20 protein-coding genes and 1 pseudogene are annotated in these 22,865 nt (G+C 61.6%); 9 read left to right on the top strand and 12 right to left on the bottom strand.

Annotated features, from left to right (window positions below; translation table 11 throughout):
* Positions 1–17 precede the first annotated feature (17 nt).
* Complete coding sequence (locus N4R57_18790) at positions 18–992, top strand: quinone oxidoreductase (protein UYV36990.1); 975 nt, start codon at positions 18–20, stop codon at positions 990–992.
* A gap of 320 nt (positions 993–1,312) precedes the next feature.
* Positions 1,313–1,639, top strand: a complete 327-nt coding sequence (locus N4R57_18785; protein UYV39620.1) for an H-NS histone family protein — start codon at positions 1,313–1,315, stop codon at positions 1,637–1,639.
* A 70-nt stretch (positions 1,640–1,709) separates the two neighbouring features.
* Here N4R57_18785 and N4R57_18780 read toward each other — a convergent pair whose 3' ends face one another.
* Positions 1,710–2,357, bottom strand: a complete 648-nt coding sequence (locus N4R57_18780; GenBank protein ID UYV36989.1) for a ribonuclease T2 — start codon at positions 2,355–2,357, stop codon at positions 1,710–1,712.
* Between the two features lie 143 nt (positions 2,358–2,500).
* Between N4R57_18780 and N4R57_18775 the strand changes: the two genes are divergently transcribed.
* Positions 2,501–3,253 (top strand): DUF1013 domain-containing protein, encoded by a 753-nt coding sequence (locus tag N4R57_18775; GenBank protein UYV36988.1) that lies wholly within the window; start codon positions 2,501–2,503, stop codon positions 3,251–3,253.
* 84 nt (positions 3,254–3,337) lie between these two features.
* Here the strand turns inward: N4R57_18775 and N4R57_18770 are convergent, their stop codons facing one another.
* Positions 3,338–4,510 carry a TIGR03862 family flavoprotein gene (locus N4R57_18770; GenBank protein UYV36987.1) on the bottom strand — a complete coding sequence of 391 codons (1,173 nt, stop codon included), beginning with the start codon at positions 4,508–4,510 and terminating at the stop codon, positions 3,338–3,340.
* Between the two features lie 78 nt (positions 4,511–4,588).
* A complete protein-coding gene (locus N4R57_18765) occupies positions 4,589–5,932 on the bottom strand; it encodes a mechanosensitive ion channel (GenBank protein UYV36986.1) in 1,344 nt (447 codons plus the stop codon).
* Positions 5,933–6,205: 273 nt separating this feature from the next.
* On the opposite strand from N4R57_18765, the gene N4R57_18760 reads away from it, so the two are divergent.
* Positions 6,206–7,270: a GGDEF domain-containing protein gene (locus N4R57_18760; protein UYV36985.1), complete on the top strand. Its 1,065-nt coding sequence runs from the start codon at positions 6,206–6,208 to the stop codon at positions 7,268–7,270.
* Positions 7,271–7,471: 201 nt separating this feature from the next.
* Here N4R57_18760 and N4R57_18755 read toward each other — a convergent pair whose 3' ends face one another.
* Both N4R57_18755 and N4R57_18750 read right to left on the bottom strand, forming a co-directional pair.
* Complete coding sequence (locus N4R57_18755; protein UYV36984.1) at positions 7,472–8,080, bottom strand: enoyl-CoA hydratase/isomerase family protein; 609 nt, start codon at positions 8,078–8,080, stop codon at positions 7,472–7,474.
* A complete protein-coding gene (locus tag N4R57_18750; protein UYV36983.1) occupies positions 8,077–8,829 on the bottom strand; it encodes an SDR family oxidoreductase in 753 nt (250 codons plus the stop codon). The genes N4R57_18755 and N4R57_18750 overlap by 4 nt, the downstream gene beginning before the upstream one ends.
* A gap of 130 nt (positions 8,830–8,959) precedes the next feature.
* On the opposite strand from N4R57_18750, the gene N4R57_18745 reads away from it, so the two are divergent.
* The 4 genes and pseudogenes from N4R57_18745 (at position 8,960) to N4R57_18730 (ending at position 14,700) form a co-directional block, all read left to right on the top strand.
* The gene (locus N4R57_18745) at positions 8,960–10,486 is read left to right on the top strand and encodes a DUF2125 domain-containing protein (GenBank protein ID UYV36982.1); all 1,527 of its coding nucleotides are present in this window, start codon (positions 8,960–8,962) and stop codon (positions 10,484–10,486) included.
* A gap of 246 nt (positions 10,487–10,732) precedes the next feature.
* Complete coding sequence (locus N4R57_18740; protein UYV36981.1) at positions 10,733–12,259, top strand: DUF2125 domain-containing protein; 1,527 nt, start codon at positions 10,733–10,735, stop codon at positions 12,257–12,259.
* Between the two features lie 329 nt (positions 12,260–12,588).
* A pseudogene (locus N4R57_18735) lies at positions 12,589–13,934 on the top strand (TldD/PmbA family protein).
* Positions 13,921–14,700: a 3'(2'),5'-bisphosphate nucleotidase CysQ gene (locus N4R57_18730; GenBank protein ID UYV36980.1), complete on the top strand. Its 780-nt coding sequence runs from the start codon at positions 13,921–13,923 to the stop codon at positions 14,698–14,700. Before N4R57_18735 ends, N4R57_18730 begins: the two are co-directional and overlap by 14 nt.
* Positions 14,701–14,913: 213 nt before the next feature.
* Here the strand turns inward: N4R57_18730 and N4R57_18725 are convergent, their stop codons facing one another.
* On the bottom strand, positions 14,914–16,422 hold the full coding sequence (locus N4R57_18725) for a fumarate hydratase (GenBank protein ID UYV36979.1): 1,509 nt from the start codon (positions 16,420–16,422) through the stop codon (positions 14,914–14,916).
* A 199-nt stretch (positions 16,423–16,621) separates the two neighbouring features.
* On the opposite strand from N4R57_18725, the gene N4R57_18720 reads away from it, so the two are divergent.
* Entirely contained in the window at positions 16,622–17,401 is a 780-nt protein-coding gene (locus N4R57_18720; protein UYV36978.1) for a thioesterase family protein, read from the top strand.
* Between the two features lie 82 nt (positions 17,402–17,483).
* Here N4R57_18720 and N4R57_18715 read toward each other — a convergent pair whose 3' ends face one another.
* The 6 genes from N4R57_18715 to puuE all read right to left on the bottom strand — a co-directional run bounded on the left by N4R57_18715 (position 17,484) and on the right by puuE (position 22,777).
* Complete coding sequence (locus N4R57_18715; protein UYV36977.1) at positions 17,484–17,912, bottom strand: GNAT family N-acetyltransferase; 429 nt, start codon at positions 17,910–17,912, stop codon at positions 17,484–17,486.
* Between the two features lie 24 nt (positions 17,913–17,936).
* Entirely contained in the window at positions 17,937–18,194 is a 258-nt protein-coding gene (locus tag N4R57_18710) for a YjhX family toxin (GenBank protein UYV36976.1), read from the bottom strand.
* 348 nt (positions 18,195–18,542) lie between these two features.
* Positions 18,543–19,976, bottom strand: a complete 1,434-nt coding sequence (locus tag N4R57_18705; GenBank protein ID UYV36975.1) for a purine permease — start codon at positions 19,974–19,976, stop codon at positions 18,543–18,545.
* A gap of 51 nt (positions 19,977–20,027) precedes the next feature.
* Positions 20,028–20,513, bottom strand: a complete 486-nt coding sequence (locus N4R57_18700; GenBank protein UYV36974.1) for an ureidoglycolate lyase — start codon at positions 20,511–20,513, stop codon at positions 20,028–20,030.
* On the bottom strand, positions 20,514–21,359 hold the full coding sequence (locus tag N4R57_18695) for a bifunctional allantoicase/(S)-ureidoglycine aminohydrolase (protein UYV39619.1): 846 nt from the start codon (positions 21,357–21,359) through the stop codon (positions 20,514–20,516).
* Between the two features lie 5 nt (positions 21,360–21,364).
* On the bottom strand, positions 21,365–22,777 hold the full coding sequence (gene puuE, locus N4R57_18690) for an allantoinase PuuE (protein UYV36973.1): 1,413 nt from the start codon (positions 22,775–22,777) through the stop codon (positions 21,365–21,367).
* Positions 22,778–22,865 lie beyond the last annotated feature (88 nt).

Raw genomic sequence — 22,865 nt, 5'->3', positions numbered from 1 at the left:
TTGAGGAGGCAAGAGCAATGGCAAAAACGGTAATCATCGAAGAGTTCGGCGGACCAGAGGTCATGAAAATGGTTGATCGCCCGGTGGGCGAACCGGGGCCGGGCGAAATTCGCATCGCGCACAAGGCGGTCGGGCTGAATTTTATCGACGTTTATCAGCGCACCGGCCTTTATCCCAACGACTTGCCTCTGGCGCTGGGCATGGAAGGGGCGGGGCTTATCGAAGCCGTGGGCGAAGGCGTCAGCCACCTCAAACCGGGTGACCGCGCGGCCTATGCCAGCGTCCCGCCGGGGGCTTATGCGCAAGCGCGGGTGATGCCTGCGGGGGCGGTGATGAAGCTGCCCGATGCTATTGATTTCGACACCGCCGCCGCGATGATGCTTCAGGGGCTGACGGTGGATTACCTGTTCCACCGCACCACGCCGATCAAGCGGGGCGATACGGTGTTGATGCACGCCGCCGCCGGGGGTGTCGGCCTGATCGCCTGCCAATGGGCGCGCGACGAGGGGATCACCTTGATCGGAACCGCCGGAACGGACGAAAAATGCGCCCTCGCGCTGGAGCATGGCGCGGCGCATTGCATCAATTACAACACAGCGGATTTCACCGCCCGCGTGCGCGAACTGACCGATGGCAAGGGCGTCGATGTGGTGATGGATTCGATCGGGGCGAGCACCTTTGAAGGCTCGCTTGATTGCCTGAAACCGCTGGGCATGATGATTTCCTTTGGCAACGCCTCCGGCCCGGTGCCACCGTTCAGCCTTGGGGTTCTGGCGCAGAAAGGCTCGCTTAAAATCACCCGGCCGACGTTGTTTGCGCATATCGCTGATCATGATGTCTGTGTCGAGATGAGCAACCGGCTGTTTGCCAAAGTGCAAAGCGGCGCGGTGAAAATCCGCATCGGCCAGCGGTTCGCGCTGAGCGATGTGAAATCCGCGCATGAGGCTCTGGAAGGGCGGCAAACCACCGGCTCGACCATTCTGGAATTATAGGGCGACGCATTCGGCCTAGATCTCGGGCGCTCTTTTTCGGAATTTGTATTTTTGACCGGACGGAAAATGAAAAAAGTTTTTCTTTTGTGAAAAAGTCCAAAAAAAGAAGCTGACGCGCATTAGCGCCTATTTTTGCCAAATTGCCCCTAAAACGTGCACTTCCTTGGGCGAGTTTTCGCGCAAGGGGAGCGGAATCCATGTTTTTTTGGCAATTTGGCATTCTCCCGAACAATTTAATTGAAAAGAATCACCTTTTTTTCGTAAGGGACGCCATCCTTTATTGATGGAGAAACTCTTTGGCTAAAGCTGAAAAAATCACCATGGCGCAACTCAACGCTATGACACTCACGGAATTGCAGTCGCTTGAAAAGAAGGTCACCAAAGCGGTTGCCAAATTTGAAGAGCGTGAAAAGAAAAAGGCGCTGTCAGCGTTGAAAGCGGAAGCGCGGAAAATGGGCTTTTCGCTGTCCGAGCTGACCGGCGTCGAAGATGCGCCCAAACCGGCCAAGAAAACGCGCGGCAAAGTGGCGCCGAAATATGCCAACCCGGCGGATAAATCCCAAACCTGGACCGGACGCGGACGCCGCCCCGTGTGGGTGAATGACGCGCTGGAAAGCGGCAAAAGCATCGACGATCTGTTGATCTGATCGACGGTTTTGCAAAATGACAAGCGGGCGTGGCGACATGGGGATGACGCCGCGCCCGTTTTGCGTTTGGCTATCGCACCGGATCGAAAAGCGCGTCTTTCATTTTACAATCGCGCACCACGTCCTGACCACAGGGCACCGGGCGCAATTCTTTTGACAGGCAAACCCGCGCTTCCTGAATCCGCCCGGCGCGGCAGGTGATGGTAATCATGTCAGGCTCAAGACCGGGGTTAGCTTTTAGAAACGCCTCTTCCACAATCTTCGCAGGCAGTTTGACCGGCTTTTGCAATTTGCGGAAAACATCAGGCCGTTTGATTTTGTCATAGGCCGCGCGTGACAGATCGTAATAGGCAGGTGCCGAAAGCCCGGAACAAACGCCGTGCTTTTTCCATTGATACCAGGCCAGCCCGGACGTGCCCATAATATCGGCCATCGTATTGGTTAGTGAACGGCTCGGCTGGCGCTCGACCGTGGGGCAGAACGCGGGCCAGCCGCGGTGGTATTGCGGCCAGAGCCCATGCAGCGTCCAGCCGAAATCATGGCGGGTATCGCATTGCGGTGATTTCTTCCTGTCACCCTCGATCGCGCACCAATTCGGTGACCAGCTAAGCGCCATCACATAGTAGTCAAACTTGCCCGTGGGTTCCCCATCGGCGCGCATTGGCCCTGCCAGACCTGTCATCAAACCCGCCACAAGCGCCGCCATCACATACCGCATTCACTCTTCCCTTTCGCGTTTATGCGCACTATATAGCGCTCAAGTTCCCCGACAACGGAAACCCGTCCTGACCGCAGGACCGCCCCTTCAAGGGCACGGGAAAGCTGTATGTCGGGCCCAAGCGACTGGATAGGAGTGACGAGATGTCCGAGAAACCGCTCATGGCCAAGGCCACCGCCGTCTGGCTGGTGGATAACACAACGATCAGCTTCAAGCAGATCGCCGATTTCTGCGGCTTGCACGAGCTGGAAGTGCAGGGCATCGCCGATGGCGACGTGGCTGCTGGCGTCAAAGGGTTTGACCCGATTGCCAATAACCAGCTGGTGCAGGAGGACATCGACGAGGCCGAGGCCAATCCGATGCACAAGCTGAAGCTCAAGTTCAACGCCGCCGCCGTGGGCGAAGAAAAACGCCGCGGCCCGCGCTATACCCCGCTGTCCAAGCGTCAGGACCGCCCGGCGTCGATCTATTGGCTGGTCAAATTCCACCCGGAGCTGTCGGACGGGCAGATTTCCAAGCTGGTGGGCACGACCAAACCGACGATCAAGGCGATTCGCGAGCGCACGCATTGGAACATCGCCAACATCCAGCCGATCGACCCGGTTGCCCTTGGCCTGTGTAAACAATCCGAGCTGGACGCCGTGGTGCAAAAAGCCGCTGCCAAGAAGGCTGCCGAAGGCGAAGTGATGAGCGATGACGAGCGTCGCAAGCTGGTTTCGACCGAGCAGAGCCTCGGCATGGAGGCAGAGCCCAAGATCCCGACCGCCATCGAAGGGCTCGAAACCTTCTCGCTGGCTGATGACGATGATGACGACGACAAGAAGAGCGACGGCGATTTCCTCGATGCCGAAAGCTTCTTTGACCTGCCCTCGGGCGATGGCGAAGAGCAGCCCTGAGCACGTCTGTCTTGAGGTCGGCCAAAACCGCTGACCCGACGCCTCATAAGCAAAGCCCCGGCCATTGTGCCGGGGCTTTTTGCGTTACATGGCGGGAGTGTTTTGTGCTGCGTCCAGATAGGCCGCCGCGTGGCGACCGGCCCAATGCCCGGTGGCAAGGCAGGCGGTCAACAGATAGCCACCCGTCGGTGCCTCCCAGTCGAGCATTTCACCCGCAGCAAACACCCCCGGCTGATCGCGCAGCATCAGCCCCGCGTCGAGCGCGTCAAACCGCAAGCCCCCGGCGGTCGAGATCGCCTCGTCCATCGGGCGCGGGCCGCGATGCGGGATCGTCAACGCCTTGAGCACCGGTGCCGGATCGGCGGGCAGGGGGCGGGCAAACTCCATCAACAGCGCCTGTTTGACCGGCGGCAGGTTGAGGTATTTGCGCAGGGCATTGCCAAGGCTCTCTTTCTTGCGGCGACGGCCAAGACGCGCGCGGATGTCATCTTCGCTCAGGTCGGGCAAGAGGTCGAGCACCAGCGGCGCGCCATCGCGCAAGGCTGTGGAGACCGCGTAAATCGCGCTGCCTTCAAGCCCGCGATGAGAGACCACAAATTCGCCCTTCACGCGGGTATCGCCAGCCTGCAACACCACGGTTTTGACCGGCGTGCCGAAATGTTTGCGCATATGCTCCGACCACGCCATGTCAAAACCCATATTGGCGGGTTGGAACGGGCTAAGCTGATCCTTGGGCAGCTGAGCCGCCCATGCCCCGTCCGAGCCGAGCCGCGCCCAGCTTGCCCCGCCACAGGCCAACACGGTCACGCGCGGCGTCAGGGTGCGCGGCCCCTCTGGCGTGTCGAAATCACAGCCTCCGGTCCAGCGCCAGCGCGTGCTGAGGCTGGCGCCCTGATCCTGTAACCGGCGCAACCATGCCCGCACGAGGGGCGAGGCCTTCATCGCCGTTGGAAACACCCGCCCGGAGGAGCCGGTGAACAGCGGTTGCCCAAGGGCTTCGGCCCATGATTTGACCGCCTCTGGTCCAAACGCTTCCAGCATCGGCCGCAGGGCGGGCGCGGCGTCACCATAGGCGGCAACAAAGCTCTCGAACGGCTCGGCTTTGGTCAGGTTCAGGCCGGATTTCCCCGCCATCAACAGCTTGCGCGCGGGCGATGGCTTGGCCTCGGCCACGGTGACCTTATGGCCCGCCGCGGCCAATTGCTCGGCCGCCATCAGCCCCGCAGGCCCCGCCCCGATGATAAGCGCGTCAGTCATTGGCAGGCCTTTGCAAAACAATGCCCTCCTTGGGGGAAGTCGGGCATGGCTCTTGCGCGCCGAAAGGGAAGACCGACCTCACGATTTGACCGGCTCTGCCACGGGAAATCCGCCCTTCAACTCGACCACGCGATGCGGATAGGGGATCTCGATGTCGTTTTCTTTCAGCGCGTTCCAGATCGCAACCAGCACCTTGGGCGTGAATTTGTTTTTGCCGTCGTCGATGCCGTTGACCCAGAATTCCACCGCGAATTCCACGCCGCTGTCGCCAAAGGCGCGCAGCTCGCAATCGGGGTCGAGCAGGCCGTCCTCGCCACCTGAAATCACAAAATCCAGCTTGCCCACCGCCTCTTCTATAATCGCGGGGACGATGTTGATATCGGTGTCATAGCTGACCGAGAAAGGGGCTTCATAGCGGTTGGCCGACCCGGCATCGGAATAATTGATCACCCGCGTGGTGATGAAATGCTCGTTCGGCACAACGATCCAGCGCCCGTCATAGGTTTCAAGGATCGTGGCGCGGGCCATCATCTTGACGATACGGCCAGCCTCGCCGCCATCCAGCTCGACGTAATCACCAACGGTGGCCTGCCCTTCGAGAAGCAGGATCACACCGGAAATAAAGTTCGACGCGATCTGTTGCAGACCCAGCCCGATGCCAACACCCACCGCGCCGCCAATCACCGCGAGAGAGGTAAGCGAGATGCCCATGATGTTCATCAGCAACAGGAAAGCGATGCCGAAAATCGCCATCTCGGCGGCCTTTTGGGCCAAGGTCCGCGTGGCGGGGGGCATTTCCGCCTGTTTGTGAATAAAGGCGGTGGATTGCTCGTTTGACCACCGGCCCAGCCAGAATAGCAAAGCCCCGGCAATGATCCCGCGCACCAGCGACATGACCGAAAAGGAAATATTGCCAAGTTGGATCACCGTCGCGCTCAGCTTGGCCGTGACCAGATCAAGCAGGCCAACCGCGTAAAGCGCCATGACCGGGATCAGAACATAGCGGCCCAGCATCTTGAGGAACGGATCGCGGATGATCTCCTTGACCAGAATGCGCGCCGCAAGGAACAGGAAGATACGCTTGCCAAAGGCGATCACCGCCCCTTCGCCAAAAAGCGACCGGGTCAGCCCCTCGCCAACCCCGGTGAGCGCATAGGCCAGAAGCGGCAGGATCAACGGCAGGAATTGCAGCACAAAGCGCCGTGCCTGGGCAAAGATATTTTCCTGGCCTTCGGGCGGGGTGAGCAGCTTGGCCAGCACCGGGCGCAACCGCCGTGCCACCACAAATGCGATAAAATAGGCCAGCAGCAGAAGCCCGAATTGCGACCACGCGGGCGGCGACAAAAGCCAGCCCTTTGCCAAATCCCACCCCTGCGTCGCATAGGCCAGCGCCTGTGTGATGAACTCTGGCGGATTTTCCATACCGCACACCCCTTTACCTGCACATTCCACCCCTGATTGGCCGATTGCGCCGCGCGGCGCAAGACTGCTGCGGCTTGGTGTCGGTAAGGCGCTTGTGCCGGGGTGCAGCACAGTTTGGTGCAAATGCGGTTAAAATTGCCCTGGCTAACTTAATTTTTCCGAAATCCATCCGGCGTAAGACTGGGGGCGCAGAGTCGTTCAGAATAAAATCGTGCGGAAATAATAATGCTCCCTAGCGAACGTGCCGGAGCAGCTTAGCCAGAGGTATTATTTATGCAGTCGCTCGCGCAGTTGCTCAAGATTTCCTTGCCGGAAATCCGCTCCCGTAAACAGCTCTTGGGGATTGCAAAGGAGCAAGAGAGCGTGCTGCTTGCTAATCGCTACAAGGCAGCTGCCTCGGTCGATCAGATTGTTGACCGGTTCTATGAACTGGAACTGCGCAATTCCGGCATTCGTGCGATTATTGGCGATGCTGACACGCTGAAACGTCTGCGGCGGGCGATGCGCGGCTATGTGCTTGAATTGTTTGGCGGCAACTATGGCGTTGATTACGTCAATTCCCGCCTGCGGATCGGCAAGGTGCACGCGCGGATCGGGGTTGACCCGAAATTCTATGTTTCCTCCATGGTGCAACTTGAGGAGCTGATCTATCGCGAAGTGGGCGGCCCGGACGGGGAACCAGCCCTCAAGCAGGCGCTGCACCGGCTGTTCATGTTCGATCTGCAATTCGTGTTCGACACCTATGTTCAGGGGCTGGTGCAAGAGGTGCATTTTGCCCGCAACGATCTGGTGACTTATGCGGAATCGCTCGAATTGCTCGTCGATGAACGCACGCGGGAGATCAACCGGCTGGCCAATATTGATGACCTGACCGGGCTGTCGAATCGCCGGACCCTGTTCAGCCGTCTTGATGCGTTGCTGGAAACTGCCGAGCGTGAGGACAAAAGACTGGCCTTGATTTTCCTCGATCTTGATGGATTTAAGCAAATTAACGACAGGGACGGTCATGTCGCCGGTGACGCCGTTTTGGGCGAAGTGGGCGAGGTGATACGCGACACAGCTGGCGCCGAGGATGAGGCGTTCCGCTATGGCGGGGACGAGTTTTGCATCTTGATGCCCGACGCATCGCCGCAGCGCGCTTTTGAACTGAGCAGCCGCTTGTCGAAACGCATCGAAGAGCGATTGCAGGGCCGGATCGGTATCAGCATAGGCATCGCCGGTGCCGGGACAGAGATTTACCCCGACGCGGATGCGTTGATCCAACAGGCCGATGCGGCCATGTATTCCCACAAGCACGACGGCATTGCCCGGCTTGAGGCCGAACAGGCGGCGGGGTGACGTCGCTCAAACGGTGGTTTGAAACGGGTTGGTTGATTGCCACAGCGCATGAGTGCGCGGGTTAGGCGTGACCCTATTGGCAGAGGTGGGGGGCCAGCGACGGCCCTTGCGCACCTCTGGTGCGACCACACCACAGGACAAGTGGGGGGCCAGCCCCCCACACCCCCGGGATATTTCCAGTCAGATGAAGGGGCGGCGGCGTTATTGGCAGAGAGCTTTAATGCCAGCGGCAATATCCGGTTTCGCGGCGAGCGTGTCGGCGGCGATGTCGCGGGCGGCGGGCAAAAGGCTGTCTGGCTCGGTGATGCGGTCGATCAGGCCAAAGGCGAGCGCCTCGTCGGCGGTGATTTTTTGGCCACCCATCAGGATAAGCTTGCTGCGCGACGGGCCGATCAGCGCGGCCATGCGGCCCGGATCGGAGGGTTGCGGCAGGAAGCCGAGCTTCATCACCGGGTAGAAAAACTTTGCCCCCGGCACCGCGAGGCGGATGTCGCAGGCCAACGCCATGCCCATCGCGCCCCCGGCAAGCGTGCCGTTGAGCGCGGCAATCGTCAGGCAAGGCAGGCCAGCAATCGCGCCCGAGAGCCGCTCCCATAGGGGCGAGGTGGCGAGGCCGGCGCGGGCTTCATCAAGGTCGGCACCGGCGGAAAAGACACGCCCCGTACCGGTCAGGATCAGCGCCCGTGCCGCGCCCGCGCCTTCGGCGATGTCGGCGAGGTCGCTCAGCATGTCGCTGGTCAACGAGTTGGCTTTGTCCGGGCGGTTGATCGTGACAGTCCAGAGGCCGTCGTCCTTGGTCAGCTCGATCATGCCACACCGATCCGTTTGCGGATTTCTTCGTCGCGCAGGGCGATTTCCTGTCCGAGGTAGTCATCCGCGTCGCTGCTGCACATCCAAAGCAGGCATTTGGCCGGCCATTCCGGTGGCACGTGATCTTCCCAGTCAAGCTGGGCCACCGGGTTCACGCCGCTGGCCTTGATGTCGCGCTGCATTTGCGTCGCCACGGTGCCCGGCGACAGGCCCATCGCGCGGATGCCTTTCAGCGCGCCTTCCTTGTGGGCACACATGGTCAGCATCGCGGCGCCCGCCTTGGAGCTGCAATAGTGGCTCCAACCTTCGAGCGCATTATGGGCCGCACCAGAGGAAATGGTGATGATCGTGCCACCGCCCGCTGCCTGCATCACCGGCAACGCGGCGCGCATGCCATAGTAAACCCCTTTGAGGTTGATATCGATCGCCTCGCCCCAGCCTTGGATGTCGGAGTCCGCCAGAAGCGAGATCGGTTCGATCACCCCGGCATTGCCGATCAGCACATCAAGCCCGCCGAATTCGCGCACAGCAAAGGCCACGGCATGGTCGACATCGCCATAATTGCTGACGTCACAGGCCACGGCGCGGGCGCTGCTGCCGATCTCTTGGGCGATACGCGCAATGTCCTCTTTCGAGCGCGCCGCGAGCACCACATTGGCCCCTTTGGCGGCGAATTCCCGCGCGGTCGCTTCGCCGATTCCGCGGCTTGCGCCGGTTATCAACACTGTTTTTCCTGTCAAGTCAGTCATAACCATCTCCCTCATCGGCTCAGCCTGTGGTAAACTGGGGGCGAGCGGTGGTCCAGAGCCATGAACACTTGATTCTGTGGCCGCAAGACACAAGATTATGCTTATCTATTTAGTCTGGAAGGATCTTAGTATGAAGAATTTGAAGAAATTGGGCGGGATGACCGCCATTGCGACATTGATGACGACGACTTCGGTGTTCGCTGATGTCAACGCTCAGGAAGTCTGGGGCGACTGGAAAGCCTATATGGGCAGCTTCGGCTATGACGTGAGCGGCGCCGAGGCGACCAATGGCAACACTTTGAGCGTTTCTGACGTCAAGATGAGCATGGAATTGCCCGAAGGTGAGGGCACAGTCGCCATCACCTTTGCCAAGATCGACTTTACCGATGCCGGCGATGGCACTGTTGCCGTTGGCCTGCCCGCGACGATGCCTGTGACCGTTGACATCATGCCGCGCGGCGATGACCCGGTGACGGTCAAGCTTAACTACGACACTGCCGCGTTCAACATGGTGGTGTCGGGGTCGGCCAATGACATGACCTATACCTATTCGGCGGCTGAAATTGCGATGAAGCTGGTTAGCCTGATGGCCGATGGCCAGCAGATCCCGGTGAATGCAGCCGAGATGTCGATCAAGGATGTCAGCGGCACGTCGTCCATGAAAATTGGCAACCTGCGCGACATCACCCAGATGATGACCACCGGGCCGGTCACCTATAACGTCGATTTTGCCAACCCCGATAACCCCAAGGAATTCATCAAGTTTCAGGGTGTGATGGCCAAGTTGATGTTCAATGGCGGCGGCGCCTATCCCACCGGCGGTTTTGACGTTCAGAACATGGATGCCATGCTCAAGGCCGGGATGAATGTGGCCGGGGCCTTCAATTACGAAGGCGGCAACATGAATTTCGAATTCGTCGATGGCCGTGACAACGTCAAAGCCTCGTCGCAAACCGGCAGCGGCGCGCTCGAAGTGGCGATGTCCTCGGACGGGATCAAATATGTCGGCAACGCCACAGATATGAAGATGAACATGGCTGGCGGCGAACTCCCCTTCCCGGTTGATATGTCGATGGCCAATGGCGGCTTCAAGCTGGTGATGCCGGTCTCGAAATCCGACACGGCACAGGATTTCGCCCTTGGCGTGACGCTGGGCAAGTTCTCGGTGTCGGAACAGATTTGGGGCATGGTCGACCCGCAGGGGCAACTGCCGCATGATCCGGCGACCGTGGCGTTTGATCTGTCGGGCAAGGCCAAGCTGGGCTTTGACCTGATGGACCCCAAGCAGATGGAAAAGGTTGAGCGCGGCGAAATGGGCATGCCGGGCGAGATCGAGAAGATCGACCTCAACAACCTCGAAGTGACCATCGCGGGCGCATCGCTGACCGGCAAGGGCGGCTTTGTGATCGAATTCGCAAAGGCGCTGATGAGCCAAGGGATGCAGGGCATCGACGGTGCGCTTGATCTCAAGCTGTCGGGTGCCAATGCGCTGTCGGACAAACTAGTGGCCATGGGTCTTGTGCCCCAAGATCAGGTCATGGGCGCGCGCATGATGATGAGCATGTTCGCCGTGCCAGCGGGTGACGATGTGCTGACCTCCAAGATCGAGGTCAAACCCGATGGTCAGATCCTCGCCAATGGGCAGCGCATCAAGTAACGCTTGATCGCTCTGCGCAAGTTTCAAAAGGCCGCGGCAGTCGTCGCGGCCTTTTTTCGTGGCCCGTTCATTTGCCCGTCCTGTTGCCTGTCCGGTTCCATACCTGACGCGGCGCAAATACCCCGGCCAAGAGCTTGCGCGAAAATCCGCGCCTATTCGGGGCCTTACCTCATTCTGTCTCTTTAGCTTTCGCGCCGGGCGAATTAGTCTCTGCGCCAATTCACATCCGAGTAACAAGGACTCCCCATGACCCGTTTGTTCCAAACCACCGCGCTTTGCTCCATGCTTGCCGCGTCTCCGGCGTTTGCCGATATCACTGTCGATGACGCTTGGTCGGCCTGGAAAGCCCAGGTGCAGGCGCTTGGCCTGACCATGGACGCCAGCGAAAGCCGCGATGGTGATGCGCTCCAGATCGGCGATATGCGCCTGTCGGTGGCCTTTCCCGAAGACGCCGGCAATGCCTATCTGACGATGAGCGGCCCGCGGTTTGTGCCAGCAGATGGCGGCACGGTCGAGGTCCACTTCCCGGCGAAAACGCAAATCACCATGGGCGGCGACATCAAGGGCGAAGGCAGCATGTCTATGGTCCTCGAGATGACCGGTGACGATGCGCCGGGGATCATGTCGGGCGATCCGAACAATGTGAAAACCGTCTGGGGCTTCGCGAATTACGAGGCGACCTTGGGGGCGCTGACCATCAATGGCGAACCGGCGAAGGATGTGTCGGGCAAGATGCTCATGGGTCCAACGGCGATGACCACGCTCACCAATATCGGCGAGGCGATGGTGACGGTCACCAACACCACCAAAATGGAGAGCTATAAGCTCGACTATACCGCCACCATCGTGGAAGGCGCAGCCGACCTGAAAATTGAAGCGGGCGGCGCGGCTAAAGGGATTGATGGCACCTCGACCTTCATGCTCCCGAAAGCGGGGCTTGATGTGCTTGGCCTTGATAAACAGCTTGAGGCCGGGTTGAAACTCGTTCTGACCAGCAAGATCGCCGAGAACGCCTCGTATCAGCGGACGTTCATTGATGGTCGCCAGGTTGGCACTCAGGACACGACCGCCGCCGACTATGACATCACCGTCAATCTGGATAAATCCGGGTTGGATTATGGTGGCACCGCTGGCGCGTTCAAAGCCGATCTGTTGATGCCCGAAATGCCGCTGCCGATCTCGATCTCGGGTGAAGGCGCGGGAGGCCGCATCTTGCTGCCTCTTATGAAATCCGAAGAGGCACAGCCCGCCGCGATCAAGATGGCGCTGAACGGCGTGTCGATCAGCGATCAGCTCTGGGGCATGTTTGATCCGGCCGCGACTTTGCCGCGTGATCCGATGACCATTGCCTTTGATGTGTCGGGCGACACCAAGCTGTTGTTCAACTTCCTCGATATCCGCGCCATCATGGGCGGGGCACAGCCTGCGGGCCTGCCTGTCACGGCCGAACGTGTGAAGTTGAACAGCTTGATGATCAAAGGTGTCGGCGCCGAGCTGACCGGGACCGGCGATTTCACCTTTGACTACAGCGACTGGACCACCTTTGGCGGCATGCCAGCCCCCGAAGGTCAGGCGGCGTTCATGCTCAAAGGGGCGAACGGGCTGATGGACAAGCTGGTGGCGATGGGGCTCATCACCGAGCAAGACACCATGGGCGCGCGCATGATGATGGGCATGTTCGCCAAGCCGGGTGAAGGCGAAGACGTGCTGACCACCGAAATCGACGTCAAGAAAACCGGCGAAGTATCGGCCAACGGCCAGCGCCTGCGTTAAGCGATACGCCGCTTCGGAGGTCACTCCGGGGCGGCGTTTGAATTGAGCGTGAAGCCGGGCTGGCGCCTGCCCGTGGGGTGGCGCTTCCAACCTTGGTGGCGGGCAGTTTATCCAGCCAGGTCACTCCACGCCTCAAGCGCGCGCTGACCTCTCGAAAGCGCCAGCCCGCCGGGACGGGCAGGCGCTAGCCCGGCGGCCTGCGGCCTTGAATCCGGGCCAGAGGTTAGACTGTCCCGGCTTGCCTTCCTGCACGCAACGCGGACGAGCACCCTTGAACCTCACCCCTCGGCGGTCTACCTCCTTGGCAGTCATTGCAAAGGACACGCCCCATGCCCCAATCGCCCGAAACCCTGTCCCAGGCGCTGCTTGATGCCGCCAAAAAGGCCGGGGCCGAGGCCGCCGACGTGATGGTCGTCGATGGCCGGTCGATCTCGATTGATATGCGCGACGGGCGGCTTGAACATGCCGAGCGGGCCGAAGGGGTCGATCTTGGGCTGCGCGTTCTTCTGGGTCAGCGACAGGCGATGGTGTCCACGTCGGACGACCGGCCCGATGCGATCCGCACCATGGCCGAACGCGCTGTCGCCATGGCACGCGAAGCCCCCGAAGACCCCTATATCGGTCTCGCCACGCCCGGCCAGCTGGCCCAAAACTGGGACATCGCCGCGCTTGACCTGTCCGAAGCGGGCACAGAGCCCGACCCCGAAACCCTGCAACACAGCGCGCTTGAGGCCGAAGCCGCAGCCAAGGCCGTCGCAGGCGTGACACAGGTGCAATCCGCCAGCGCCAGCTATAGCGCGCAGCGCCTGCATATTGCCGCCTCCAACGGGTTTTCCGGCGGCTATGGGCGCAGCTCGCATTCGCTCTATGCGGTGGCCATTGCCGGCACCGGCACAGGGATGGAGCGTGACCATGACGGCGACAGCCGCATCTACGCCGCCGATATGCGCAGCGCCCAAGAGATCGGCCAATCCGCAGGCGAACGCGCCGTTGCCGCGCTGGATGCGCGCAAACCTCCGACCGGCGCGTATCCGGTGCTGTTTGACGAGCGGATTTCCAGCTCGCTGATCGGGCATCTTCTGGCGGCGGTGAATGGCGCCTCTGTCGCGCGCGGCTCCAGCTTCCTGCGCGAGCGTCTGGGCGAACAGGTGCTGCCCAAGGGGCTGTCGCTGATCGAAGACCCGCTGCGCCCGCGTGTGGCCTCGTCACGACCTTTTGACGCCGAAGGGCTGCCAACGCAGCGCCGTGCGATTGTCGAGGATGGCATGCTCATGGGCTGGACGCTTGACCTTGCCACCGGGCGCAAGCTCGGCATGGAGAGCACCGCCAGCGCCAGCCGCTCGCCGGGTGGAACACCCTCGCCCAGCGCGTCCAGCGTGGCGCTAACGCCGGGGATCACAGCCGCGACGACCTGCTCAAGGACATGGGCACGGGCCTGCTTGTCACCTCGCTGATCGGTTCGACGATCAACCCCAACACGGGTGATTATTCGCGCGGGGCTTCGGGCTTTTGGGTCGAAAACGGCGAGATCACCTATGCGGTGAACGAATGCACGATTGCGGGCAACCTCAACCCGATGTTGCGCGGGCTTGTGCCGGCCAATGATGCGCGCGGCTGGCTGTCGCGCGTGGTGCCGTCGCTCTTGGTCGAAGGGCTCACCCTTGCCGGAGCATAACGACCTCGCCCTCTTGCGCGATGTGGCCCTGAGCGCTGGTGAAATCGCCAGCGGCTACTTTGGCGGCGTCTATACAACCCAGCACAAACCCGATGATGCCGGTCCGGTGACCGAGGCGGACTTGGCCGTGAACCGCATGCTCGAAGACCGGTTGCGCGCGGCGCGGCCCGACTATGGCTGGCTGTCGGAAGAGACCGAAGACGGCGCGGCGCGGCTTGGCGCCGAGCGGGTGTTCATCGTCGATCCCATCGACGGCACGCGCAATTTTATCGAAGGCGGGCAGACTTGGGCGCATTCGCTGGCCGTGGCCGAACGCGGGCGCGTGGTGGCGGCGGTGGTCTACCTGCCGATGCTAAAGCGGCTGTTCGCGGCATCTGCGGGGCAGGGGGCCACGCTGAACGATGCGCCGCTCAAGGCCTCGACGCGACGCGATCTGCGCGGCGCAACGGTGCTCTCGGCCCGGCCCTTGATGGAGCCGCGCTTCTGGAAAGGCGGGGCCGCGCCGGAGTTCGAACGGGTCTACCGCCCCTCGCTGGCCTATCGCCTCGCGCTGGTGGCGCAGGGGCGCTATGACGCGATGCTGACCCTGCGGGACAGTTGGGAATGGGACATCGCCGCCGGGGCTTTGCTGTTGGAAGAAGCTGGCGCAACCGTCTCGGACCGCAGCGGCGCGCCACTGGTGTTCAACAACGCGCGCCCCTTGCTGCCCGGCGTGGTGGCGGCGGGGTCCGGCGTGTATGGCGCGTTGCAGGGGGCGTTGGCCTAGGGCTGCGCGAGAGCCGTGCGGTCGCCGAGCCGCGGGGTGGCGAACCGACGGTCCGTCAGGGCACTTTATGGTGGCCAATTCCGAACTAGATCGCTGTCGCGCGCATCACTAACCAATCGCCGCCCCGGGGGCGGGTCATGCCGAAGGCATGCTTCCAGCATGACGATCGCACGGCGGCCTGCGGCCTTGATTCCGTGCGGTCTCAACGCGCCATCACACCTTCTCGGCGATCTTCTTCTTCCACTCGGCCGGGCCGGTCTTGTGGATCGAATTGCCGCTGGTATCTACCGCAACCGTCACCGGCATATCCTGCACCTGAAGCTCGTAAATCGCTTCCATACCAAGGTCGGCAAACGCCACCGGCTTGGCCGCTTTGATCGCTTTCGACACAAGGTAAGCCGCCCCGCCCACCGCGATCAGATACGCCGCCTTATGCTTGGCAATCGCTTCCAATCCGGCCGCGCCGCGCTCGGCTTTGCCGACCATCACTTTCAGACCGGTATCACCCAAAATCCGGTCGGTGAACTTGTCCATCCGGGTCGATGTCGTCGGTCCCGCCGGGCCAATCGCCTCGTCGCCCACGGCATCCACCGGACCCACGTAGTAAATCGCCTTGCCGCGCAGATCGACGGGCAACGTCTCGCCCTTGTCGAGCATGTCGATCATCCGCTTATGCGCCGCGTCGCGCCCGGTATAGAGCGTGCCCGATAGTAGCAAGGTCTCACCGGGGGTCAGCGAACCCACCACCTCATCCGTCAGGTTATCAAGGTCGAGCTTGCGCGATTGCACGCCCGCCGCATCCAGCAGGATCTCGGGGTAGTCATCCATGTTCGGCGGCGTGAATTCTGCCGGGCCGGACCCATCAAGCGTGAAATGCACATGCCGCGTCGCCGCGCAATTCGGGATCAACCCAATCGGCAAGGACGCCGCATGGGTCGGCCATGTGTTCACCTTCACGTCCAGAACGGTGGTCACACCGCCCAAGCCCTGCGCCCCGATGCCCAGCGCATTGACCCGCTCGTAAATCTCGACGCGCAGCTCTTCGATATGGTCCTTGGGACCACGGCGCAAAATCTCGGCCATGTTGATCGGCTCGCTCAGGCTCTGCTTGGCCAGCGCCATCACCTTGTCGGCATTGCCGCCAACGCCGATGCCCAAAATCCCCGGCGGACACCAGCCCGCACCAAGGGTTTCGACCGTCTCAACCACCCAATCAGCCACATTGCCCGACGGGTTCAGCGTGGTGAACTTCGACTTGTTTTCCGAGCCGCCCCCTTTGGCCGCGACTTCGACCTCGACCGTGTCACCGGCGACCATTTCAACCGTCAGCATACAGGGCGTGTTGTCGCCCGAATTCTTGCGCGCCCCGAACGGGTCGACCACAACGCTCGCGCGCAGCGGGTTGGTGTCGCGCTGATAACCTTGGCGCGTGCCCTCGTCGGCGATCTCTTGCAGCGAGCGTTTCAGCTTGAGCGGCGCTTCCACGCCCACCTTGATGTGAATGTTCGCGGCGCCCGTATCCTGACAAATCGGGCGGCGGCCCATGGCGCACATCCGCGAATTCACCAAAATCTGCGCCATTGCGTCCTTGGCGCCCTTGTTCTCCTCACGCTCCCACGCCGCGCTCATCGCCTGAACGAAATCGGCAGGGTGGTAATAGGAAATATACTGAAGCCCCTCGGCAATGCTCTCAATCAGGTGCTCTTCGGTGATGGCGGCCATTTGGCAGGTCCTTTCGCGGGAAACGGTGGCTGATTGCTTTTTAACAGCCTTTGAAGCGGCGGTAAGCCAAAAAATTGTGTGCAATTGCATGCTGAATTGCCGCAGCCTGAACGTCACGTCACCTCGCAAAGCGATTCAAGCGCCGCCGGGAATGTGATCTGATGCCGCAAACAGCATGAATTAACCCCAAGGTGGCCCGATGATCCCGCTTAGCACCCTACTCGCCGATATGGTCGAAACTGATGGCGGCTTCGCCAGCGACGTGCCCGACAACTGGACCCAAGGGCGCACCACATTCGGCGGGCTGACGGCGGCGCTGAGCGTTGCGGCGGCGCAGCGGGCGTTTCCCGATCTGCCACCGCTGCGCACCATGCAGGTCGCCTATATGCGCCCGGCAAGCGGCGCGCTTGATCTGCGTCCGACCCTGCTGCGGCGCGGGCGCTCGGCCGCCTTTGTCGAGGTTGACTGCCGCTCCCAAGGGGAAAGCGCCGTGCGCGTGACGCTGGTTTTCGGAGAGGCGCGCGACAGCGCTCTCGCCCATGATTTCAGCCACGAAGACGTCCCCGCCCCTGAGGATTGCCCGCGCTTCATGCCCGAAAGCGCGCAGATCAACTTCATGTCGAATTTCGACATGCGCCTCGCCACCGGCGCGCATCTGCTCTCTGGCGCCGAAACGCCCGCCTTTTCCGTCTGGATGCGCCTGCGCGATCCCGGCGCGCTGTCGCCGATCATCACCATGGCCTGCCTCGGTGACGGGCTTCCTCCCGCCGCAATGGCCAGCTTTGACCGTTTCGGCCCGGTCAGCACGATCACTTGGTCGCTCGACATTGCCCATATCCCCGACACGCTGGATTGGGTGCGCCTGTCGTCGTTCAGCGAACAGGCCGAGCACGGCTATTCCCTACAAAACATGGCGCTACACGATCTGAAGGGTCACCGGCTTGGCGCGGCGCGTCAGAACGTGGCGATTTTCGTCTGAGGCTTTCCGCAAAAAGGGGCATAAGCCCCGCGCGCGGCAGTGCAGCGCGAAAGCCCAAGCCGCCGCGCTGCACGTTCCGGGCCTAACCGCCGGGCATCGCCATTTGAAGCGTCATCGCGCCGGACGGCTCGTGCAGATACTCACCCGTTTTGGCAAAGCCCATCCGCTCATAAAACGGCAGGCCCACAGCGTTTTCGGCAAAAACCTCCACCGTCAGCGGCCCCTTTTGCGCCACCACATGATCGACCAAAGCGCGGCCATGGCCCCGCCCGTGATGTGCAGGCAAAAGAAATAGCCCGCCAATCTCAGTGCCGATCATGGCGATAAAGCCGATGGGCGTGCCGTCTAATTCCAAAACCGAGGTCTCGGCATTGGGCAGGTAGCTATGGCGCATGTCATAGGCCACCTGCGCCACGAACGCCTCGGGCAGGAACGGATGCGCCAGCGCATTCGCCTCCCACCAGATGTCGATCAAGCCATCCGTGTCGTCGTTTGTGTAGTCTCGTATCATTGGTCTTTTTCCAGTGTTCATTGGTTAACGGTTGTCGAGTTGTGGCCGCACCGCGACAATCCCCTCGCGCGTGATGCGATAGGGTTTGCCGGATTGCGAGCGGATCAACCGGCGCCGGTGCAACCGTTTGAAAACCTCACCCGAACAATCACTCAGAACGTGACCGTCACGGGTAAAGCAGATGATTTCGCGGATTTTGCCGTTGCTGGCGCGCTCAAAATGGATCGCTCCACCCTGCGCCAAAACGTGCAGAACCCGCTGTTCTGTCTTTGAAATGTTCACTTTGAAGTTCCGGTTTTTATGCGAACACAAATAAAGACCCCGGCTCAGCGTCACGCGTGAGCAGGTCTTGGTGGTGTTCGGCCCCAAGAGAGAGGGCCTAGCGGTTTCCCGCAATCTCCAGCATAAAATCTCCGTCACCCGGATGGTTGTTAAAAGTCCGGGGCAGGGGTGTCATAGCGCATTTGATGCGCCGCCGTGAATGGCCTGCGGCGGGATAGCGGCCCGGTGTGGCCCTCCCGCCGCAACGCTAGGGTCGCGCCCGCCCTGGGGGGCGGGGTCGGGCGCGACCCGGATCGCAAGCGATCCGGTGGCTATCATTTAGATGCCGAGCGCGCGCTGTCCGAGCGCTTAATCCTCGCCCAGATTTTCGGGCAGGATCAGGTTCAGCACGATCGCCAGCCCCGCCGAAGGCAACAGCCCCGAGGTCAGCAAAACCTGCGCCGTGCGCGGCAGGTGTTGCAGCGCCTCAGGCACCAGTTGCAGACCAAGGCCAAGCGACAGCGAGGTGGCGAAAATCACCATGTTGCGGCGGTTCCAGTTCACCTCGGACAGCATGTTGATGCCTGACGCGGCGACCATGCCGAACATCACGATCACACCACCGCCCAGCACATGTTCGGGCATGGTGCGGATCAATGCGCCCACCACCGGCATGCAGCCGGCCACGATCAGGAACAGTGCGCCAATGCTCACCACATGGCGGCTCATCACGCCGGTCATCGCAATCAGCCCGACATTCTGGCTGAACGAGGTATTGGGCAAGCCGCCAAACACCCCGGCAATGGCCGTGCCGACCCCGTCAGCAAAGGTCGCGCCGCTGACTTCCTCGTCGGTTGCCTCGCGCCCGGCGCCGCCCTTGGTGATGCCGTTGGTATCACCCACCGTTTCAATCACCGACACCACGGCCATGAAACACATGCCGATCACAATCGCCCAATCAATGCTCCAGCCGTATTTGAACGGCATCGGCACCTGAAACAGCGGCGCATTGCCGACATTGGCAAAGCTGACCTGCCCCATGGCCAAGGCCACGACATAGCCCGCAACAATCCCAAGAAACACCGAAGCGATCGAGATAAAACCACGAGCGAAGAATTTCAAAAGCAGCGTGACCAACACCACAATAAGCGCCGGCAGCCAGTATTGCATCGTCCCGAACGCGCTGGCAAAACCCGCCGCCCGATCAGGCAAGTCAACCGGCACCCGCGCCGCCCCCGCGGCGGATTGCAGATGCACGGCGTTGTATTTCAAAACGCCCCCGGCGGAATATTGAATGCCCACCTTGACCAGCGCCAAGCCGATCATCAGCACGATCAACCCGGTCACCAAAGGCGGCAAAGCAAAGCGGATGCGCCCGACAAAAAACCCAAGGACAAAGTGAAACAGCCCGCCCAGAACCACGCCGGTCATCAACCCGCCCAACCCGGCGGTGCCAAGCCCCGCAACCGCCGGTATCATGATCGGCACAAAGGCAAACGATGTCCCCTGCACAATCGGCAACCGCGCCCCCACCGGGCCAATCCCGATGGTCTGGATCAGCGTGGCAATCCCCGCAAACAGGATCGACATCTGGATCAAATAGCTCATATCAGGAAAGCCGAGCGCCCCTTGGTCCGAGCCAAAGCCGATCCCCGCCGCCCCGGCGACGATGATGGCGGGCGTCACGTTTGACACAAACATCGCCAGCACATGTTGAATGCCCAATGGCACCGCCTGCGCCAGAGGTGGCAGGTAATCAGGGTCGCGCAGCTGCTCTGCGCTGCCAATGTTGGGTGCGGTCATCACTGTCTCCTTGTTGGGATCGCGCCCGCTCTTGTCGGCGGGTCGCGCTGGTCAAGATAAAACTACATAAGGCGGATCAAGCCGGTATTCCTCAAGGTTCGGCGTGCTCCCGATGCGGTCCACCACAGCAAACAGGCCCGGCGTATGCAAAGGCGTCAACACGCCGTGCCATGTGCCGCGATGGAAATTCACCCCCTGCGCCCCGCTTGCCCGAAAAGCGAGCGGTTTGCCCGGTTTTCCGCCTGCATCCGGCGCCACGATGACAAGCCATTCGTGCCCGTGCATCGGCAAAAACGCCTGGCTCCCCTCCGGGTGGCGCTCCAACAGATCAAGCGTATAGGGCAGCGCCCGCGGCTCGGCGTTGAATATCGAAATCCCGGCCCGGCCATCCGCGCCGAAATCCAACGCGGCGCGGTCATGCCAGCGCCCGCAAAATCCGGCGTTGATAATCTTGTCCGGCGCGCCCGCAACCTCAAGCACATCGCCAAACGGGGCGAAGGCAGCAGACGTCAGCGGCGCGATCCCGATCTCAGCCATTCAACGCCACCCCGCCCGGTGACACCGGGGTCTCGGCCCCAAAAGCGGATGCCGGTTCACATCCTTATAGAGCAGATAGCGGAACGGCGCGTCGCCCGTGGCGATACAGGCCTGCGGGCAAAAGGCGCGCAGCCACATGAAGTCGCCGGGGCCGACCTCGACCCAATCCTTGTTCAAAAGATACCGCGCCGTGCCCTGCAACACGTAAAGCCCGTGTTCCATCACATGAGTTTCGGCAAAAGGAATGCGCCCGCCGGGTTGGAACGTGACGATATTCATGTGGAAATCATAGCGGATATCGAGCGGGTCGAAAAACCGCTGCGTCGCCCATTTGCCATCGCAATCGGGCATCGCCGAATGGCGCACCTCGCTTTCATGCACCACCAGCGCCTCGGGCGGTTGCTGACCGGGCAGGGGGGCATAGCGTTTGCGCACCCATTGGAAATGCAGCACCTCGTCACCGGTATTCCACAGCGTCCAGACCGCGCTGCGCGGGATATACACCATATGCCCGGCGCGCAGCTCGATGATGGCCCGCCCAAGGGTCAGCCGCGCGGTGCCGCGGGTGATGAACAGCGCCGCTTGCGCCTCGACATCGGGTTCGGGGGCGTGGCTGCCGCCGCCGGGGGCGACCTCCACCGCGTATTGCGCGAATGTTTCGGCAAACCCCGACAGGGGCCGCGCCAAAATCCACGCCCGCGTCTTTTCCCACCCCGGCAGGAACGAGGTTACGATGTCGCGCATCGTCACCGCAGGGATCACCGCATAGGCCTCGGTGAAGATGGCCGTGCCTTCGGGGTTCTGGCTCTGATCCGGCAGGCCGCCGGGCGGCACCGCATAGCTCACATCACTCACAGCATATCCTCCAGCCGCAAGCGCGCGATGCGCTCGACCTGTTTGCAGGCCTCGGCAAACTCCGCCTCGGTGTCATTGTCGATCCGCCGCTTAAACGCGGCCTTGATGCCGGGTTTGTCATGGTCGCGCACCGCGATGATAAAGGGAAAGCCGTGCTTGGCGACATAGGCATCATTCAGCGCGGTGAACTGTGTGCGTTCCTGATCGGTCAGCATGTCCAGCCCCGCACCGGCCTGTTCCGCCGTGCTCTCCTCGGTCAACCGCCCGGCCTGCGCCAGCTTCCCGGCCAGATCGGGATGCGCCGTCAACACGCCTAGCCGCTCCTCGCGGCTGGCGCTGCGAAACATCCGCGCAAGGGCGCTATGCACCCCTGCCGCGCTGTCATGCGCGGGGCCAAGCTCAAGCGCCCAAGCCCGCTCTGCGATCCACGGCGAATGCTCGAACACGCCGCCAAACATCTCGACAAATCGCGCCTTCTCCATCGCGCTTGGCCGTTCGCGGCGCTGATGCGGGTGGGTCTTGGCCCAATGCTCGGCAATCTCAATCCGGCGCGGGCACCACACATCGTCAAAGCTCTGGATATAGTCGACAAAGCGTTTCAGCGCGGCAATCTTGCCCGGTCGCCCGATCAGGCGACAATGCAAACCGATGCTCATCATCGCCGGTTGCCCCGCTTTGCCCTCGTGGTAGAGCGCGTCGAACGCATCGCGCAGATAGCTGCCGAAATCTTCGCCCGTGACCCACCCCGGCGCGGTGGCAAAGCGCATGTCGTTGGCCTCAAGCGTATAGGGGATGATCAGCTGATCGCGCGCGCCCACCTCGATCCAATGGGGCAGATCGTCGTCATATGTGTCCGAGATATAGTCAAACCCGCCCTCTTCAGCCACCAGTCGCACGGTGTTCTCGCTGCATCGCCCGGTATACCAACCGCGCGGGCGCGCGCCGGTGACTTCCTCGTGCAGGCGGATCGCCTCGCGGATGCTGGCGCGTTCCTCGGCCTCGGGCATGTCCTTGTGCTCGACCCACTTCAACCCGTGGCTGGCGATCTCCCAACCGGCGCTCTGCATCGCCTCGACCTGTTCGGGGCTGCGCGCCAGCGCGCTGGCCACACCATAGATGGTCAGCGGGATGCCGGCCTCGGTAAACAGCCGATGCACGCGCCAGAACCCGGCCCGCGCCCCATAGTCGTAGATCGATTCCATGTTCCAATGGCGCTGTCCCGGCCATTGCGCCGCGCCCGCAATATCCGACAGGAACGCCTCGGAGGCCGCATCACCGTGCAGCACGCTATTCTCGCCGCCTTCTTCGTAATTCAGCACGAATTGCACGGCCACCCGCGCGTTGCCCGGCCATTGCGGGTTGGGGCGGTTCTGGCCATGGCCGGTCATGTTGCGAGGGTAACGGTTCATCTATGTCGTCCTGCTTTGTCGTCTAGTGGTTGGCTTCGTCCTGTGTGTCGCTCTGTCATACGCGCGCGCGCGACAAAGGATTATCAGA

Source organism: Rhodobacteraceae bacterium D3-12 (genome assembly GCA_025916135.1).
In the GTDB taxonomy this organism is placed as follows: Bacteria; Pseudomonadota; Alphaproteobacteria; order Rhodobacterales; family Rhodobacteraceae; genus JAKGBX01.
The sequence above is the reverse complement of the archived record's forward strand: the minus strand, read 5'-3'. Positions and strand labels throughout refer to the sequence as shown.

Excerpts from the sequence above, each read along its gene's own strand:
- N4R57_18790 (UYV36990.1), top strand. The coding sequence starts at position 18 with ATGGCAAAAACGGTAATCATCGAAGAGTTCGGCGGACCAGAGGTCATG.
- N4R57_18785 (UYV39620.1), top strand. The coding sequence starts at position 1,313 with ATGGCGCAACTCAACGCTATGACACTCACGGAATTGCAGTCGCTTGAA.
- N4R57_18780 (UYV36989.1), bottom strand. The coding sequence starts at position 2,357 with ATGCGGTATGTGATGGCGGCGCTTGTGGCGGGTTTGATGACAGGTCTG.
- N4R57_18775 (UYV36988.1), top strand. The coding sequence starts at position 2,501 with ATGTCCGAGAAACCGCTCATGGCCAAGGCCACCGCCGTCTGGCTGGTG.
- N4R57_18770 (UYV36987.1), bottom strand. The coding sequence starts at position 4,510 with ATGACTGACGCGCTTATCATCGGGGCGGGGCCTGCGGGGCTGATGGCG.
- N4R57_18765 (UYV36986.1), bottom strand. The coding sequence starts at position 5,932 with ATGGAAAATCCGCCAGAGTTCATCACACAGGCGCTGGCCTATGCGACG.
- N4R57_18760 (UYV36985.1), top strand. The coding sequence starts at position 6,206 with ATGCAGTCGCTCGCGCAGTTGCTCAAGATTTCCTTGCCGGAAATCCGC.
- N4R57_18755 (UYV36984.1), bottom strand. The coding sequence starts at position 8,080 with ATGATCGAGCTGACCAAGGACGACGGCCTCTGGACTGTCACGATCAAC.
- N4R57_18750 (UYV36983.1), bottom strand. The coding sequence starts at position 8,829 with ATGACTGACTTGACAGGAAAAACAGTGTTGATAACCGGCGCAAGCCGC.
- N4R57_18745 (UYV36982.1), top strand. The coding sequence starts at position 8,960 with ATGAAGAATTTGAAGAAATTGGGCGGGATGACCGCCATTGCGACATTG.
- N4R57_18740 (UYV36981.1), top strand. The coding sequence starts at position 10,733 with ATGACCCGTTTGTTCCAAACCACCGCGCTTTGCTCCATGCTTGCCGCG.
- N4R57_18725 (UYV36979.1), bottom strand. The coding sequence starts at position 16,422 with ATGGCCGCCATCACCGAAGAGCACCTGATTGAGAGCATTGCCGAGGGG.
- N4R57_18720 (UYV36978.1), top strand. The coding sequence starts at position 16,622 with ATGATCCCGCTTAGCACCCTACTCGCCGATATGGTCGAAACTGATGGC.
- N4R57_18715 (UYV36977.1), bottom strand. The coding sequence starts at position 17,912 with ATGATACGAGACTACACAAACGACGACACGGATGGCTTGATCGACATC.
- N4R57_18705 (UYV36975.1), bottom strand. The coding sequence starts at position 19,976 with ATGACCGCACCCAACATTGGCAGCGCAGAGCAGCTGCGCGACCCTGAT.
- N4R57_18700 (UYV36974.1), bottom strand. The coding sequence starts at position 20,513 with ATGGCTGAGATCGGGATCGCGCCGCTGACGTCTGCTGCCTTCGCCCCG.
- puuE (UYV36973.1), bottom strand. The coding sequence starts at position 22,777 with ATGAACCGTTACCCTCGCAACATGACCGGCCATGGCCAGAACCGCCCC.